The organism is Thiomicrorhabdus sp. Milos-T2, from assembly GCF_000702325.1.
GTDB lineage: Bacteria > Pseudomonadota > Gammaproteobacteria > Thiomicrospirales > Thiomicrospiraceae > Thiomicrorhabdus.
The window spans coordinates 42947-57694 of the sequence record NZ_KL370892.1; the positions used below are offsets into that span (position 1 = coordinate 42947).

General features: G+C 34.6%; 23 protein-coding genes. 6 read left to right on the forward strand and 17 right to left on the reverse strand.

Annotation, left to right across the window (positions count from 1 at the left end):
- Positions 1-337: 337 nt before the first annotated feature.
- The 4 genes from BS34_RS0110175 to BS34_RS0110190 form a co-directional block, all read right to left on the reverse strand.
- Positions 338-823, reverse strand: a complete 486-nt coding sequence (locus BS34_RS0110175) for a DUF2207 domain-containing protein (RefSeq protein WP_029408407.1) — start codon at positions 821-823, stop codon at positions 338-340.
- A gap of 1 nt (position 824) precedes the next feature.
- The gene (locus BS34_RS0110180; protein WP_029408408.1) at positions 825-1520 is read right to left on the reverse strand and encodes a hypothetical protein; all 696 of its coding nucleotides are present in this window, start codon (positions 1518-1520) and stop codon (positions 825-827) included.
- Positions 1521-1532: 12 nt separating this feature from the next.
- On the reverse strand, positions 1533-2090 hold the full coding sequence (locus BS34_RS0110185; protein ID WP_029408409.1) for a hypothetical protein: 558 nt from the start codon (positions 2088-2090) through the stop codon (positions 1533-1535).
- Positions 2091-2245: 155 nt separating this feature from the next.
- A complete protein-coding gene (locus tag BS34_RS0110190; RefSeq protein ID WP_029408410.1) occupies positions 2246-3238 on the reverse strand; it encodes a site-specific integrase in 993 nt (330 codons plus the stop codon).
- Between the two features lie 214 nt (positions 3239-3452).
- Between BS34_RS0110190 and BS34_RS0110195 the strand changes: the two genes are divergently transcribed.
- The 4 genes from BS34_RS0110195 (at position 3453) to BS34_RS13245 (ending at position 4987) form a co-directional block, all read left to right on the forward strand.
- Positions 3453-3854, forward strand: coding sequence for a hypothetical protein (locus tag BS34_RS0110195; RefSeq protein ID WP_029408411.1), 402 nt, complete (start codon positions 3453-3455; stop codon positions 3852-3854).
- 152 nt (positions 3855-4006) lie between these two features.
- Positions 4007-4162, forward strand: a complete 156-nt coding sequence (locus BS34_RS12990) for a transposase (RefSeq protein WP_158661006.1) — start codon at positions 4007-4009, stop codon at positions 4160-4162.
- A 219-nt stretch (positions 4163-4381) separates the two neighbouring features.
- Positions 4382-4744: a DDE-type integrase/transposase/recombinase gene (locus BS34_RS12710; protein WP_051640845.1), complete on the forward strand. Its 363-nt coding sequence runs from the start codon at positions 4382-4384 to the stop codon at positions 4742-4744.
- A gap of 99 nt (positions 4745-4843) precedes the next feature.
- Entirely contained in the window at positions 4844-4987 is a 144-nt protein-coding gene (locus tag BS34_RS13245; protein ID WP_369699489.1) for an IS3 family transposase, read from the forward strand.
- A 228-nt stretch (positions 4988-5215) separates the two neighbouring features.
- Here BS34_RS13245 and BS34_RS13250 read toward each other — a convergent pair whose 3' ends face one another.
- The 3 genes from BS34_RS13250 to BS34_RS0110215 all read right to left on the reverse strand — a co-directional run bounded on the left by BS34_RS13250 (position 5216) and on the right by BS34_RS0110215 (position 6560).
- A complete protein-coding gene (locus tag BS34_RS13250) occupies positions 5216-5503 on the reverse strand; it encodes a transposase (RefSeq protein ID WP_084151662.1) in 288 nt (95 codons plus the stop codon).
- Positions 5504-5584: 81 nt separating this feature from the next.
- Positions 5585-5770 (reverse strand): hypothetical protein, encoded by a 186-nt coding sequence (locus tag BS34_RS0110210; RefSeq protein WP_029408412.1) that lies wholly within the window; start codon positions 5768-5770, stop codon positions 5585-5587.
- A 67-nt stretch (positions 5771-5837) separates the two neighbouring features.
- The gene (locus BS34_RS0110215) at positions 5838-6560 is read right to left on the reverse strand and encodes a hypothetical protein (protein WP_029408413.1); all 723 of its coding nucleotides are present in this window, start codon (positions 6558-6560) and stop codon (positions 5838-5840) included.
- 944 nt (positions 6561-7504) lie between these two features.
- On the opposite strand from BS34_RS0110215, the gene BS34_RS0110220 reads away from it, so the two are divergent.
- On the forward strand, positions 7505-7939 hold the full coding sequence (locus tag BS34_RS0110220) for a hypothetical protein (RefSeq protein ID WP_029408414.1): 435 nt from the start codon (positions 7505-7507) through the stop codon (positions 7937-7939).
- Positions 7940-7956: 17 nt separating this feature from the next.
- Positions 7957-9006, forward strand: coding sequence for a hypothetical protein (locus tag BS34_RS0110225; protein ID WP_038126693.1), 1050 nt, complete (start codon positions 7957-7959; stop codon positions 9004-9006).
- A gap of 192 nt (positions 9007-9198) precedes the next feature.
- Here BS34_RS0110225 and BS34_RS12720 read toward each other — a convergent pair whose 3' ends face one another.
- Genes BS34_RS12720 through BS34_RS12995 form a run of 10 tightly spaced genes read right to left on the reverse strand, consistent with a single transcriptional unit; the run spans position 9199 to position 14693 of the window.
- Positions 9199-9843 (reverse strand): metallophosphoesterase family protein, encoded by a 645-nt coding sequence (locus tag BS34_RS12720; protein WP_051640847.1) that lies wholly within the window; start codon positions 9841-9843, stop codon positions 9199-9201.
- Complete coding sequence (locus BS34_RS0110235) at positions 9840-10136, reverse strand: nucleotidyltransferase family protein (RefSeq protein WP_029408417.1); 297 nt, start codon at positions 10134-10136, stop codon at positions 9840-9842. The genes BS34_RS12720 and BS34_RS0110235 overlap by 4 nt, the downstream gene beginning before the upstream one ends.
- A 44-nt stretch (positions 10137-10180) precedes the next feature.
- A complete protein-coding gene (locus tag BS34_RS0110240; protein ID WP_029408418.1) occupies positions 10181-10900 on the reverse strand; it encodes a metallophosphoesterase family protein in 720 nt (239 codons plus the stop codon).
- A 39-nt stretch (positions 10901-10939) separates the two neighbouring features.
- Positions 10940-11602, reverse strand: coding sequence for a metallophosphoesterase family protein (locus BS34_RS0110245; RefSeq protein ID WP_051640848.1), 663 nt, complete (start codon positions 11600-11602; stop codon positions 10940-10942).
- Positions 11603-11639: 37 nt separating this feature from the next.
- On the reverse strand, positions 11640-11963 hold the full coding sequence (locus tag BS34_RS0110250; protein WP_029408420.1) for a hypothetical protein: 324 nt from the start codon (positions 11961-11963) through the stop codon (positions 11640-11642).
- Complete coding sequence (locus tag BS34_RS0110255; protein WP_029408421.1) at positions 11956-12339, reverse strand: hypothetical protein; 384 nt, start codon at positions 12337-12339, stop codon at positions 11956-11958. Before BS34_RS0110255 ends, BS34_RS0110250 begins: the two co-directional genes overlap by 8 nt.
- The gene (locus BS34_RS12725; RefSeq protein ID WP_051640849.1) at positions 12339-13136 is read right to left on the reverse strand and encodes a metallophosphoesterase; all 798 of its coding nucleotides are present in this window, start codon (positions 13134-13136) and stop codon (positions 12339-12341) included. Before BS34_RS12725 ends, BS34_RS0110255 begins: the two co-directional genes overlap by 1 nt.
- Complete coding sequence (locus BS34_RS0110265) at positions 13129-13701, reverse strand: hypothetical protein (protein ID WP_029408423.1); 573 nt, start codon at positions 13699-13701, stop codon at positions 13129-13131. Before BS34_RS0110265 ends, BS34_RS12725 begins: the two co-directional genes overlap by 8 nt.
- Positions 13682-14479, reverse strand: coding sequence for a metallophosphoesterase (locus BS34_RS12730; protein ID WP_029408424.1), 798 nt, complete (start codon positions 14477-14479; stop codon positions 13682-13684). Before BS34_RS12730 ends, BS34_RS0110265 begins: the two co-directional genes overlap by 20 nt.
- Positions 14448-14693, reverse strand: a complete 246-nt coding sequence (locus BS34_RS12995) for a hypothetical protein (protein WP_158661008.1) — start codon at positions 14691-14693, stop codon at positions 14448-14450. The genes BS34_RS12730 and BS34_RS12995 overlap by 32 nt, the downstream gene beginning before the upstream one ends.
- Between the last annotated feature and the right edge of the window lie 55 nt (positions 14694-14748).

Consider the following 14748-nt stretch of genomic DNA (forward strand, 5'->3'; position numbering starts at 1 on the left):
AAACGTTAACGTATCCATTGTCTTAGCCAGTCCATCATAATAATCTTTAGATTGAGCTATACCAAAATGATTGATCGCATAAATCAGAATGTTCTACAAATCCGTTTAAGCTTCTAGTGTCAACACAACATCCATTAACTTGATGAATTAATGCCAGGAATCCTTAAGTCACAATCAAGAGCCATACAAGCTGAGTCATACACACAGACATTTCAACTACCCATATATCCTCAATAGCCATTTGTTAATGATAATGTCGAATCAAGATTATCAATCATAGAAATAAATAGAAGCTTTATTTATCACTACTAGAAAAATGAGCAGTTTCTCATTTTTTTTATTGAGCCAAAAAAAGGATTATGAATAAAGAATAAATTCCCCAAAAATGCCAATACAAAAATTTATTCTGAGAATAGCTATTGGGCTCAGAAATGTGTTTCTTAATAGCTTTTAATAACAGATTATTTCTCTTCTGAAATTCTGACCTTTTCCTAGAACATAGGGCAAGGTTAGTTGCTTCAGTATCTTTCTTTATATCAATCAAAGCATTAGCAAAAAGGTTTGAATCTTCTTCAGATAATCTTTTTAACTCTGTTAGCAATATTCCATTATTGATCAAATACCTTTCATTATTATTTGCAGCCTTTGAGGTAATATATAAAAGTATAAAAATTGGGTCATCATCAGGGTAATCTTTCAAGGCATCATAGATCTGTCCTTTATTTTTATCAGAACCAAGTTCTCTAAAAACCAAATCCTTAATTGATACCTTTTCAATTTGTTCTGACTGTTTTCTTTCAAACTTCTCAAATAACATAACCATATCAAGCCTCCAAAAGTTGCAGAACGATTTCAATATCTTGTCGCTTCAAAGCTTCAAAAAATTGATTTAATTGAATACGTTGTAAAACTGGCAATCTAATCAAAGCCTCTGCTAAACTCTCATCTTCTTTAATCAGTCTCATAACATTTTCATGTATCACATCAAACTCAAAAACGGGGTACGAATTTAGTGCCTTTGAAATCTTAGCTGTGCCAAAAAAGCGATTTTTCACGAGATAAATTTCATGAGCATATTTAGCTAATTTTCCATGCATAACCTTTTCAGCTTGCTTTATGGCAACTTCAGTTTTAAATAAGCTATAAAAGATAACAAGACGGAAGCCCAGTTCTTTGCAAGCCATTCCAAGCAGTTCGCCCACGTCTTCTAAAACATCACTAGCCCCAGCAGGGGTATTAATAACAATGTGTTCTACATCGGTTGAATCGATTAACTCGAAAAGCTGAGCAATTAAATCTCGAGAAGATCCCGCACCTGATATGGGTGCTGATGCGACTTGTGCATATTCAGAAAGCTCAAACCTAGGTCCCACATCAGGCTGCCCCCCATTTTCATTTGCATCTGACTCTATTAACAAAAATGGCTGTTTATTCATTTCAAAAAAACTTCCAATCGTATTGGCAACAAAGCTTTTACCTGTGCCCCCTTTATCACCGTGGCTTAAATAAATCGTTTTCATAGTATTCTCCTTTTATTTGAAAACTTGATGTTTAATATCGAATTTAATAATTTGTGAAATAAGAACTTCATTTTCGAAGGGTTTAGCATTGAAAAACATAAGTCCAGATTTTTCAGACTTGTAAAACATTTCAAATATTTTGTTCTTGTAGTTAAGATGAAAATTTTGTTTTGACAACACCCAATTGATTTCTATACTGTTTATAGGTTCACCCTTAAAATAGATACAGCGTTCAATTCTTTCTGAATCCTCAGATGCTCTTCTTTCAAGAAGAGGTTGTTCTGCATTTGTTAGTATTTTTTTCGACATGAATGTTTGAGTTGAAATAGGTTTAGGTAAATCAGAAGACACTTTGGTTTTTCTTGATAAACATGTCTTCAGACTATTCGGATTTATACCTAAAGCTTGAGAGAGGCTTTTCAAAGACAACGGTCCTTTGTTTTTATGTGTTCTCAGTAAAGTGAGTATTTCAACTGAATGACTATCGACCAAATATTGAATGGTTACCCCTTTATCAAGACCGACTCTGAAAACATTTGATAACTGAGATAATTTGTCCTGCCACTGCATATTCACTCCTAATAAATTTCATGCTATAAATCCAAGGTACATTTTTGAATCTGAAAAGTCAGGAATTAATTTATTTTTTTCGGAAGTTTTTAAGAAAAAATGAAAATGAAAACTAAATGAGGAGAATTTGAATCTAATCTAAACCTAATTTGAGTCTAATTAGAATTCGGTACGAATGATTGATGAGAGGTTTTAGAGGATATTTTGAGAACATCCTCAGTAGCTGCTTTTACAAAGAAATCATGCTTACCATTAATTTTTCTTCCATAGAATTTACCGTTTGTTTCTACAGAACCGTGCCCCATTAAAGCTGCTATTTCTATTGAAGAAAGACCATTCCTTTTTGCATCCGCTGCAAACTGATGCCTCGCACTATAAAGTGAAATTCGTTTGTTAATAGGCACTGACTTTAACCTATTGTTTTTACGAAACAATTGATTTAAATACTGCCTTGATTTAATAAGTTGAACATCAACGTATTTGCGATAAGCCTCTGGATTGTTATTTAACCCTGTAGAAGAAAAAAAATTAATTAACCAGTCTGCTGATTTAATCCCCTCTACTAAATCCAGTTCTTCCTTTTCTAAACTTGAAGTATTAAATTCAACTGTTCTAAACTTGCCAAAAGACCTGCCTTGAGTAGCTTTGGCATTTTTTACTTTCAAAGCATAATCATCTCTACTTAGATAAATCATTTCTGCATAAGCCCACTCTACTGGCCGTAATCCAAATACTTTTGACGCTTGAAGGATATGCAAGGCTAGCTTTGCATGAGCGCTTTTTGACACTTTCAATACTGGCTTAAGAAGATTCCATGTTTTTAAATCTATTGACTTTGCTTTTTTTGCTGAAGTACGTTTACCAAATTTGGCCCTTATCTGCTTTTTAGAGACACCACTCTGCATAAAATTGGAATTTAAACTCAAAACATCAATGTCAAAGAAATGCTTAAAGCAATACTGAACCGCCGAACGATATAGTCGGTTGGTCGCTGGAGAAAGGGTGTTTGACTTGATATCTAACCAAACCAAAAAATTATTTTGGTGATTTTCAAATGCATAACCTGTCTTTACTTCAAACTCTTTAATTAAAGCTAAACACCTTTTTGAGTATTCTTCTATCGTTATAGAATTAATTTCAGTTGTCATATTTATTTCTCTTTAAACTACTCGTTACATAGATACTTTTAATGATAGAGAAAGATATAAAGGATTAGTGGATTAAATTATTTTTTAAAAACGACGACTTAAAAATTAATTGCTCAAAAAATAAAAAAAACTATATATTTAGGAAAATATTCTCTGTAAATTTGAAAATAGAATCACAAGATTCAATAAATTAAATATAAAGAGAAATTTTAAAATGACTAAATTAAAAGTTTGTACTGAAAATAAATTGGCTATTGAGAATGCATTACGTCAAGAGAATGGTAAAGCTAAAGCTCATACCTATAATGAGTTTTATCAAATAAAAAGACTTGCTGAGCAAGCAGAAGCGATGCTTGAAGAATTAGGGTTGCCCAAAACCTACCGAAATAGAGCTATTTACGAAAGTAAGAGTGGGGAGTCAGTTCCAAACTCATATAAATATAGCCGAAGAGCTACGCATGTAAAACTTGTAAGAGGTAGCAAAGATTGGTTTATCACAGAAATTGAACTCTGCTTTTTGAATAAAGATTGCGGTAAGCAAAAACTGTTATTAACTCGAGTTCAAGACCAAAAACTTGTTGAAATTTTCAGAAGAAGTTACAAAATTGCAGCCTAATTAATAAGGGATGTTGTTTGCCCCATTTCTCCTCTAGCGCATCCAGTGTGGTTTCCGGTTTTTGCTTGGTAGCCGCTCGATAAACAGGTGCAGTGGCTTCACTATTTCGTACCTAGATGATTGATATAATTTCATCATCTAAGGAGAAAATGATGGCTCAACGTAAATACGACGACAAACTGAAAAAAGACGTGATCGAAGCCGTGCTGGTTGCAAATCGAACTGCTGCAAAAGTGGCTCGTGACTATGATATTTCATCCAGTGCGTTTATTCATGGATTCACAATTACAAACAAGACAATGATTTAGCGGTTCTTAAATTAAACAGCGAAACACCAGAACAAGAGTTAGCACGACTTAAAGCAGAAAACCGCCAGTTAAAAGAAGAGCGAGACATATTAAAAAAAGCAACGGCGTACTTTGCAAGCCAAGACAAGTAAAGTACGCCTGGATTAAGCAGCACGAAAAAGCGTTTAATTTACAAGCCATGATTCATGCACTAGACGTGCCTAAAAGCAGTTACTTTAGTTGGCGAAAATTAGCCATAAAAATCGAGAATTGATTAAAAAATCAGAGCAAGCCAAAGTCACCAATGCGTTTTATGAATTCAAAGAAAACGCAGGTACTCGAACACTAAAAGCCCACTTAAAAAATGACATTGTCATGAGTCGCCAAAAGATTGCACCGAATCGACTTAATCGGAATTTTAATGTAATTCTACCCAATCAAGTATGGGTAGGCGACATCACCGAAATCAAGACAACGGAAGGAAAAGGTTACCTCGCTACCTATATTGACCTATTCTCACGCAAAGTAGTTGGTTGGGATTTTGAGTCTCATATGCGCTCAGAGCTTGTTGAAACGGCCTTAAAAAGAGCACTATGGAATTGAAAGCCACCAAATGGCTTGATGGTGCATACAGACCAAGGTAGACAATTTATCAGTGATAATTACCTCGCGCTACTCAAGAGTTGGCATCTTAAACCCAGCATGAGTCGACGAGGAAATTGTTGGGATAATGCCGTTATTGAAAGCTTTTTCAAAACATTGAAAACAGAAATGATTTACCAGCTAGTAAAGCGATTAAGTTTAAAAGAAACTCTGTGGCAAATACAGGAGTATATCGGTTACTAAAACAGTTCTCGATTACACAGCAAGAACAACAACGTTGCCCCTGCAAGTTTTGAAGCAAAGCATAGATAATCTGTTAACACTCCAAGGCTTTAAATACCAAATAAATTCTTTCTAATTCTTAGACGCCACATACTTCATTGAATTGCGGATTTGATGAATCACACAGATCTAAACATCGGTCTCTAAGGTAGAGGCTACCAATTGCTTCTGGTGACCCTGTGAGCTCCATCAACACTGGAATAAGGATATCTTTGACGCCACGATTATGTAGGTCGGTAAGGACTGAGAGCCAGATATACCGATAGACCCATCTAATGGCCGTGATTGACACGCTTTGACTTCAGGAATCAGTTGGTAGGTAACAGCACTGATAGTGTACTCTGAGATTTCAATCCCGTAGAGTTCTTCAATATGGAAACGAATATCTCGATAGCTGGTGCCCAGCGTATAAAGGCCTAGAACCTTTTGATCAATTTCTGGGTTGAGCTTGGTTTGATGTTTTTGACCAGTTGAGATCCAAAAAGAGCCTTAGCGATCACGAGGTGTTTCTAATGCATATTCTTGCTCTAATTGCCCCACACCGGTTTTAACAGTCTTTTAAGAGACACCATTTTTAAGGTTTGGAGAAGACACTTGTTCTAGATACTGGTTGATTTCAGCTTTGAGTGCAGCTTCGGTAAGTTGTTTAATCAACGGTGTTAGCACACCGTATTTCGCCGTTAACCTTTTACTGGCGTGTAATTGCTCAATTGCTTTATTGAAATAGAAATCTGTTTTGCTCATGTGTCATTCCTTTTTGAATAATCAAAAATTAATGACACAGTTTTTTGAACACTCCCGTTGCAGATACCTACCTGATATTAATTACTTTATCTTTACTAGACTTTCGGCTATCAAAAACTTTCCAAAAGCCTTGGTCTTCAAGATACTTCAAATGAGAGCCCAATTGTATATCTTGGAAGTGACTAATATGTCCAATTGCATTGAATAAAAGGTGGTCACGACCATTATCAAGCTGATCCATAACATTCTTTGCCAGTTTAGGAATGATAATATGATTATGTAATCCGAGATTTAGTCTCGCTTCTTTGATAGTTCCTTTAGTGAAGTGGTAAACCTCAGAAACATATTTTAAAGAGAGTGAATCATATAACTTATTTTTTTCTTCTTCAACCTCATCAAAATCATTAAGTGCATTAAGCAAAACAACTCTGAAGTCTAATGATTCTAATGCTAAGAAAAAATCACCATCGTCAGTCATCAATGCCTCACTTACAATGTTATCCATCAAAACTACATAGCTGTTAAAACTTGTGTCACAAATTTTATCAAATAGCTTAGCTTGCATATCTTTCAATGACTCGTTCATATAATAATTATTACCTTCAATAACCTTATCTGAAGAAATCATATTCAAAAAATCTTTCATTTTTGGATTCGAGTTTCTATAAGCTTCACATGTCTCAACCCGAACCGCTTTTGAGTTATTGGCTAGCCTACTAACCGCTCTAGTTGCAATCTCAGACTTTAAACACTCATTATTACCAAATACTACGAAAATGTTTTTAATCATTTTATATACTCTTATTTACAAATAAAAAAAATCGACTACAACTTTTTGTAACCGCTTGATTTCAATAATATGTTTTACAAATTTAAAAATATATAGTTTTTTTTATTTTGCAGAAAGATTGTTAAAAAAATTAGAAATCTTGGTTTTAACCCAAAATATCAGAAATATTCATTAAGCCCTTTATAAGCCCTTCGTAAGCCCTTTTTTCACCCTTTATAAGCCCTTTTTTCACCCTTTATAAGCCCTTTTTTCACCCTTTATAAGCCCTTTTTTCACCCTTTATAAGCCCTTCAAAAGAGTTTAACTCGTATAATTTCCTAATAAAAAGGCTTTCTAAGCCACAAAAAAGATATAAAACTGACTTTATTAATGTTTTTCTCGTTCAAACGAAGTGATTTGCAAAAATACATGAGATTTATTGAGATGACTCTAGGCACCTTATTACACACAAGCTTTCATAAGCATCAAAAGCCAAAAAAATATAGAAACAAAACAGGATTAAAATTGGAATAGCTGTCTCTCTAACACTGTTACTAGACGCAACGTACAAGTGTATTTAGAGTGCATATTATGTCTAACTGAGTGAAATGATTTGGATCTTAGTTAATTTGAAGATAAACAATAATTACCCCAAATCCTTATTCAACAACAAATGAATTAAAAGTCACAATCAAGGTATAAGCACATAGTGGAAATACTATAATTTTTATAATATCGAAAAATAAACAAAAACACCACCTATCTTTATATATTAGTTTTATTACAGAACAAATAATTCATCGTAGCCTAAAATACCAGCCTTTTATCGAAACTCCCAAGACTGTAAATAATTCTTATTAAGTTTTACCTGTAAAATAAAAAATTCTATATATTTACATTTTTCATTGTGATGAAATTCTAAATAAGCCATCAAGGCAATTATAAATTTCACAATGGATATATATATGAAAGATCATTTAAAACAGAAGAAGCAAACAACATTAACTGTAATTTGCAATAAAGCTTCTATTGTTAAGACACCTTTTGGTACATCAATTAAATTAACCTGCTATGACAGAGATAATAATATCGAAGAAGAATTTATTGCATTTTTCAATATAAAAAAGTATACAGAGCCCAATGCATCAGTCGGCATAGATAGTAAGTTTGCTAAATTATTTAGATTAGCAACTGGTCTAAACCCACGACGAAATCGTTACTACAAAGCACAACAGCTTATGAAAAAACTTACTTCATCTGAATGTAATCAATTCATTATAGAGTTTGATGAAGGTTCAACAATGAAGCTCCATAATAGTTTCAAAATTAAAAAAATAAAACCACTCAACCCTGTTTATTGCGATAAATGGTTTTTAAATGGTGAGCTTAAAAGTGCCTAATTGGGGAATAAACAAATATGAAAAAAGTGAATAAAATAAAGAGTTTGTTTTGTTCTGGCTATGGGCGTTCACACACAAACTCTTTAAAAAGCAAGTCTAGAAAGCCCTATTGTAAAATCAATATAAACTATGTTACGGAGTTAATGAAAGTCCCGCAACAGTGTGCAAAGTCGAATGCGCAATGGGCTATTTTTTCTAGCACCACTAACGAGCACGCAAGAAGCAATCAGTACCTTAAATCTAAGGGGCTGTTCTGTGCAGTTTGGTTTGATATTGACTATACAAATTTAGACATGCAAGAACTGGCCAAAAAATTCGAAAAGCTAGGTTATTTTGCACTTTTGTATACAACGAAAAGCGCGACTAAAAACAACCCTAGGTATCGCATAATCATACCTTTATTAAACTCTGTAAAACATGAAGTTTATTTAGAAATCCAAAAATATTTAAAAAGTATAATTCAGGCATGGAAATGCGAAGTAGATGACTGTAGTCAAAGCTTAAATCAAATTTGCTATTTACCTAACCGCGGTGACTATTATGATTACAGAATTATTGAAGGAGAACTCATCAATTCAGCAAAGCTTGGTTTACATCAATCGCAGACTAAAATCGTTAACAAGCCAGTTGAGAAAGAAAAAATAACGGCTAGAAAAGCCGCATCATCAAAATCAATTAAAAATCTCTTAAAAATTGATAATAGCTATATTAGAACTGTTGAACTATTCAATCAGTACTTTAAAACGGAGGATTTATTACTTAGATACGGCTATGAACTCATTAACGAAAAATGGTTATCCCCTCTGTCTTCAAGCAAAGAAGCGGGCGTGATTGTAAATAAAGATAATAGTTGGGTTAGCTATCATGAATCTGATAGAAAAGCCAATCTTGGCAAATCTCGAAAAACTGGCGGTGTTGTCTGTTGCTTTGGTAATGCTTATGACTTGTTTTGTTTTTTTGAATTCAAAAATAATCCTAAAACAGCCATTAAAGCTGCTGGAAACTCGATCATATTACCCAACGGAATCAGCTTGACGAAATACAATCAACTTCAATTCTATAAATAAAGCATCGATGTTTAGACTAAATCTGATAGCGCGTCACTTTAGTCTAAAATCCCATAACTTTGTTATTGCCTTTTGCACAACTAAATAGACTATAATTCCGTTTAAATTTTTATACTAGCCTTTTAGAACTAAATTCTTCTAAAAAAAATGAGTATTTATGCATATAAATTTGCTTACAACAATGTACTTTTTTTATTTTGTTAGCAAGTCGATAATCTTTACAGGCTTAAAGCCAATACGCTCGATACTTACGTTAATCTCATTTTTATCAGTGTGCTCATCATTAGTGTGAACATGGCCATGAATGTTTACCTCACAAGCTTCACGTTTAAACACTTCGGCCATAGCATCTCTAGTTTCTTTTGCATTGCCTCGCATGTAAGGATTATCACTCACTAGCGGATAGTGTGAAAACATGATTCTAAAACCGCACATTTCTCTGATCAAACCACTAGACCACTGAGGGTCTAACAGCCAAGGCTGACAATCTTTGACTCCGTAAACTACTTCTAACTTTCCTGGGAACTCTTCTACAAACTTTTTAAGCTTATTTACCATTGGAATATCATGATTACCAAGGATTAGGATGATTCTGCCATTTAACTTCTGAATCACATCAAAACCTTTCTTGGTTGAAAAATCTCCCAAGTGCAGCACTAAGTCGCCAGGCTTAACAACACTATTCCATTGGTAAATTAGAAACTCATCAGGCTCATTAAATCCTGCTTTGCTCATAGCCTTAAGGCGAGATGGTTCATATTTATTGATATTGAAATGGTAGAAGTGAGTGTCACTTACAATCCATGTATTTTCATTTAATTCTTCTAACCAACTCATAATATAATTGCTTCTTTCATTATTCTTTTTAAAGTCCTTTCAGATATCGGATAAGTCGTTGAAAGGTCAATGTTAAAACTTGAAAATGCTTCAAGCTCTGCAATCATATCGGCTAGCTCAAGATAGTCTGTTTCATTAGAGTCCTCGACAAGAATATCGATATCGCTATCTTCTCTATCATCGCCTCTAGCTACTGAGCCAAAAATAACTGGATTACTTACACTGTACTTCAAGATAATTGACTTTATCTTTTCCAAATTGACCTTATCTGCTAAAAACTCTGATGGTTTCATATTTAAGCCCTTTATAAGCCCTTTATAAGTCCTTAAATTGACCTTTAACCTAAAATTTCAATAATCTGAGGTCTATTTTTAACCTTGTAATCACCGTTTAAAATAGAGCTATTTAAGGCAATATAGTCATGACTTTCATCTCGCCCGTAACTCTCGTGGATATGTCCAAACAAATGCCCTTTAAGGTTTTTTAATTGTTTAACTCTATTGGCTAAATACTGACAGCCCAATGCAGACTCTTTCTCAATTATTTTTCTGTTTGATTCACACACGGTTACACCCCACAGATTTTCAGCATGTTTATCGTCAAGAACATGCTGAGCAGGACCATGCGTAATCAGAACATCTATATCATCAGGAATCGTAGACCATAATGCTTCAGCCTCATTCTCATTTAACTGAAACCCCCAATTCATAAATCCGGGTGTATAAGGGCTTCCCCAAAATTTGACTCCATCAATAACCAATTCTTCATTTATTAACAGATGGATATCATCAGGAACGGTTAATTGTCTTAATTCATTATCATGCTCTAACTGTTCGCACCAAACGTCATGATTACCTGGCACAAGGATTTTGTGTGGTACGTCCTTACTTTGCATCCATTCAAGTATATCTTCTACGTCTTGTTGTTTTTTTGAGTGACGCATAAAGTCACCGCTATGAACAAGAACATCAGGTTGATGCTCTTCAATTATTTTTTCTAACAAATAATCAATGGATTCATGAAATCCGTGAGTATCACTAATATGTATAATTTTCATTTAAGCACCTATGCATGACCTTGAACAACAACATCAACATCAATATCCTATTACTTCTTTTACCATTACAGTATTTTCTTCCAATATTACGAAATGTGGATTTTGGGTTGGTTTATACTTTTCATCTGCAATAGCAGAGTTAATGGTTGTCAGACCATTAACATTTTGCATTCCATGTGCAGCATGGATATGGCCATGCAAATGAAGTTTTAAGCTAGCTAATTCTGCCAGTCTATCTTTCAGGTATTTATCACCTGTTCTGAGATTCATGGAATCTAAATCAAGCCCTCTATAAGCCCCTCCATGAGTAATCAAAACATTCGTGTCATCAGGAACTTCTTTCCAATGCACTTCTTGATTATGCTGAAAAAACTGAAATGCCCAACTAAATTCTTGCACTGTAAATGGACTTCCATAAAACTTAACATCATCTAATTCAACACCCTGGCCAATAAGCACATGCAGATTATCAGGAGCATAAAAGTTTTTTTCTTCAAAGTAAAAATCATGATTACCTGGCACAAGGATTTTGTGTTTGTGTGGTAGCTCTGAAAACCAATTAAGGAAGTCTTTTACTTGCTCATCATTTCCTCTATCACACACGTCACCTGAATGAATAATCACATCAGCCAACGGTATTTTCTTTTGCCTTTCAAGCTCTCGGTGGTATCCATGAGTATCACTGATATGAATAATTTTCATTTTGAAGCCCTTTATAAGCCATTCGTAAGCCCTTTTTTCACCCTTTATAAGCCCTTTCTTTCCATTGCAAAATCCTGTTCTGCATTACTTCATTAGGAACAATGAATGTTAAAGGGCATACTTGTCTTAATGATTCGTAAGGTTCGCCTTTGCAGCATAAAATCTTTAATAAATTTTGATTCGAGTAAGAAGTAAGAATTTCATCCCAACTATCTATATAGACTTGGCTCATATCATTCATTTTAGTATGCAATCGCTCTAATCCAGCCTTTCTAAAAAGAGAGGGATTTTCTTTAAATTTACGGGCAATTTCGATGTATAGAAATCTTCTGTATCGATGCTCTTTACGCTCGTTAATCATTTTTTTGAACACCTATAAGCCCTTCAATAAACTCAACTCTTTCATCACTGCAGGTAGCTTCAGCGCATTCAAGCTCTTCTTCTACAAGCGTTTCAAATTCTTTTAATCTGCCTGAAACATTAAATCTAATATCTGTATTTAGTGATTTTATTGATGCTGACATCGCTAATACATCCTTTAATCGCAAAACCCCATCAGCTCCCTCAACATTCCATTTAATATTTTGAATAGGAACGCCAAGAATCATTATCCCCATTGAGTTAAAAGTAACTCTTCCATCCCGATAAAAAATAACCTGTCCTTCAGCTTTATTTTGTCCAAAATCATTACTAAAAAAAGTATGAAAATAAATTGGTTCTTTTTTGGATAAACTCACTATTCAATACCTGTTTTAAGAGAATGTTTTGCCTCTGAAATTTTCGTTTCTCGCCAATCTTTATTTTTATCTAGCCTTGCTAAAAGTTCTTTAACACTTAAGACGGTTAATCTTTTTGACTTATCAAAGGTGTCAATAAAAGCACTAAACGTCTTAAAAACTGGCTTTTCAAAACAAGTATGACCATGCACCGTGTAATCAATATCAAGTAGCGTTCTCTCAATCCCTTTGTCATGAAACTCAGCATGTCTTCTAGTGCGTAAACAAAGCTCACGAGTATCACGTTTTTCTAAGTCATTTACAAAGTCGTTCCACGAGTTACCGTAGCGACTTGGAACGCCTGCGTGACTAATACCTATGCGATAGCCATGTGTTTGTAGTTCAATCACATAAGGCAACGGCATTAATAGCTTTGCTAGATATTCCCTGCATTGTTCATCAAGCTTAAAAAACCAAGCGCCTTCTATTTTTCGATGTAATTCCGCAGGTTCATAATGGCTATATCTGTTATAAAGTTGAATGCGCTCAGGCTCAAATTGGTCAAGAATAAATTGGTCATGATTACCTCTCACTGAGAAGAACCAGTCATGCTCTAGCAGTTGAATGACTTTCTCACTCTCCAATCCTCTATCGCCTAAATCACCAACCGCAATCAAACGGTCATTATCAAAGTCAAAGCCAACCTCTTTAAGTTGAGTCATTAACTCAGAATATCGACCATGCAAGTCACCTACAATAAAATCTTGGCCTTGATGATTTAGTTGCATAATTTGAATGTATAAACTATTGCTATTCATAGTTGTTACTCTTTATCTCCTGAATCGCATTCCATGTCCAAATATGCTTTAAAGTATCGCTATCTGCTTTATGTGCAATTAATCCATAAACCTTAAACTTTTTTTCTGCCATAATTTGGGCTTTCACTGCAATAGAAGAAGGTATCTTTTGCTCGTAAGCTAATGTTGAGATTAGCTTAAATTCAGGTATAGGGTAGTCCTCACCAGTTAGTCTCGCTACATCATTTAGTAGCATGTTAAGCCATGCCATATCTGCTTTACTGTCTGCATAGATAACTTTGCCATTCAGGTCATCAGAGACTTCACGAGCGACCGATTCAGGATTAATTCCGTATTCATTAATGTATCTCTTGCTAAAGCCATGAATTTCTTGAGAGTCGAAACTCCAAAGATGCTCTTCATTGTTCCATTCTGCTAATGGCTTGATTAAAAAGTACTTCAAATCTTCCTCGCAAGAGCCGTAAGCCACTTGAAGAGGGAAGCCATTGATTGAACTTGCTTCAAAATCAATAAATATTGGCTTTTCCATTTTGGTGTTTAGATAATCAAGCATTTCTTTGCTCATCAACCAACCTAAATACTTCACTTACTTCCAAAATGTTTAATTTAGTAGAACCCGATGAAACATCAATAAACACCTGATTGTTGTAGGCTATCGGCTCAGCAACACTTGAATGACCATGAACTGTTGCACCGATGCCATCGAGCCACCTTTGTTCAACCGGTACACCTTCTTCCCAAGGTCTTTTTCGATAATAATCATAAAACTCACCGATAACATCTCGTGTCCAAATGCACTCTTCACGAACTGACGCATCGGTTTCTAAGGCACTTAGAAATTCGCCCCAATTCTTGAATTCAAGGGGAACGCCAGCGTGTGAAATACCTAAGTTTCCATACTCAGTCTCAAGGGTTATTGCGAGAGGCAATTTCTTAAGAAGGGTCTTAATTCTTAATCGAGCAGTATCACTTCGCACTTTTTCAAACCAACTTCCACCATTGTAGTTATGAAGCTGAGCAGCATCCCATTTAGTCTTTTTTTTAGCATCTTCAGGACTACAACAAGGAATGTCTCCTGGGAAGTCGTATCGATTAATTAGAAGCTGTTCATGGTTGCCACGAATAGAATAGAACCAATTTTTTTTGTATAGTAAATCGAGGATTTTCAGATTATGTTTTCTACCATCAATTAAGTCGCCTACAGCAAACAAACGGTCTTTAGATTCATCAAAATTCACGCTATCCAAAGCTTCTTTAAATTTTTTCAGTCTTGCGTGAATATCGCCAATCACGAAATCACGCCCGTTTTTATTAATGGGTAATTTTTTGTGAAAATTGGGCATTATCGAACTTCCTTTTTGCTTCCCCTGTAAATTCAGTGTTGTAAGATTCAAGTTGAAAAAGGATATATCTAATTTCTTTTTCATTATCTGATTCGACATGATTAGGATTGTTTTTCTTTTCATCATCGTAAGGCTCGACGAGCATCCAATACAAATCCACCGCCTCTTCTACGCTGTTGAATTCTTGAGATCCATAAACTATGTCGTATACCACAGTCTTACCTGTTTCTGAAATAGTCACATAACAAGTCAAACCTTTATTTAGATTT

Bases quoted from the DNA above. Each gene is read 5' to 3' on its own strand.
- BS34_RS0110175 (WP_029408407.1), bottom strand. From the start codon at position 823: ATGGTTATGTTATTTGAGAAGTTTGAAAGAAAACAGTCAGAACAAATT.
- BS34_RS0110180 (WP_029408408.1), bottom strand. From the start codon at position 1,520: ATGAAAACGATTTATTTAAGCCACGGTGATAAAGGGGGCACAGGTAAA.
- BS34_RS0110185 (WP_029408409.1), bottom strand. From the start codon at position 2,090: ATGCAGTGGCAGGACAAATTATCTCAGTTATCAAATGTTTTCAGAGTC.
- BS34_RS0110190 (WP_029408410.1), bottom strand. From the start codon at position 3,238: ATGACAACTGAAATTAATTCTATAACGATAGAAGAATACTCAAAAAGG.
- BS34_RS0110195 (WP_029408411.1), top strand. From the start codon at position 3,453: ATGACTAAATTAAAAGTTTGTACTGAAAATAAATTGGCTATTGAGAAT.
- BS34_RS12990 (WP_158661006.1), top strand. From the start codon at position 4,007: ATGGCTCAACGTAAATACGACGACAAACTGAAAAAAGACGTGATCGAA.
- BS34_RS13245 (WP_369699489.1), top strand. From the start codon at position 4,844: ATGAGTCGACGAGGAAATTGTTGGGATAATGCCGTTATTGAAAGCTTT.
- BS34_RS0110210 (WP_029408412.1), bottom strand. From the start codon at position 5,770: ATGAGCAAAACAGATTTCTATTTCAATAAAGCAATTGAGCAATTACAC.
- BS34_RS0110215 (WP_029408413.1), bottom strand. From the start codon at position 6,560: ATGATTAAAAACATTTTCGTAGTATTTGGTAATAATGAGTGTTTAAAG.
- BS34_RS0110220 (WP_029408414.1), top strand. From the start codon at position 7,505: ATGAAAGATCATTTAAAACAGAAGAAGCAAACAACATTAACTGTAATT.
- BS34_RS0110225 (WP_038126693.1), top strand. From the start codon at position 7,957: ATGAAAAAAGTGAATAAAATAAAGAGTTTGTTTTGTTCTGGCTATGGG.
- BS34_RS12720 (WP_051640847.1), bottom strand. From the start codon at position 9,843: ATGAGTTGGTTAGAAGAATTAAATGAAAATACATGGATTGTAAGTGAC.
- BS34_RS0110235 (WP_029408417.1), bottom strand. From the start codon at position 10,136: ATGAAACCATCAGAGTTTTTAGCAGATAAGGTCAATTTGGAAAAGATA.
- BS34_RS0110240 (WP_029408418.1), bottom strand. From the start codon at position 10,900: ATGAAAATTATACATATTAGTGATACTCACGGATTTCATGAATCCATT.
- BS34_RS0110245 (WP_051640848.1), bottom strand. From the start codon at position 11,602: ATGAAAATTATTCATATCAGTGATACTCATGGATACCACCGAGAGCTT.
- BS34_RS0110250 (WP_029408420.1), bottom strand. From the start codon at position 11,963: ATGATTAACGAGCGTAAAGAGCATCGATACAGAAGATTTCTATACATC.
- BS34_RS12725 (WP_051640849.1), bottom strand. From the start codon at position 13,136: ATGAATAGCAATAGTTTATACATTCAAATTATGCAACTAAATCATCAA.
- BS34_RS0110265 (WP_029408423.1), bottom strand. From the start codon at position 13,701: ATGAGCAAAGAAATGCTTGATTATCTAAACACCAAAATGGAAAAGCCA.
- BS34_RS12730 (WP_029408424.1), bottom strand. From the start codon at position 14,479: ATGCCCAATTTTCACAAAAAATTACCCATTAATAAAAACGGGCGTGAT.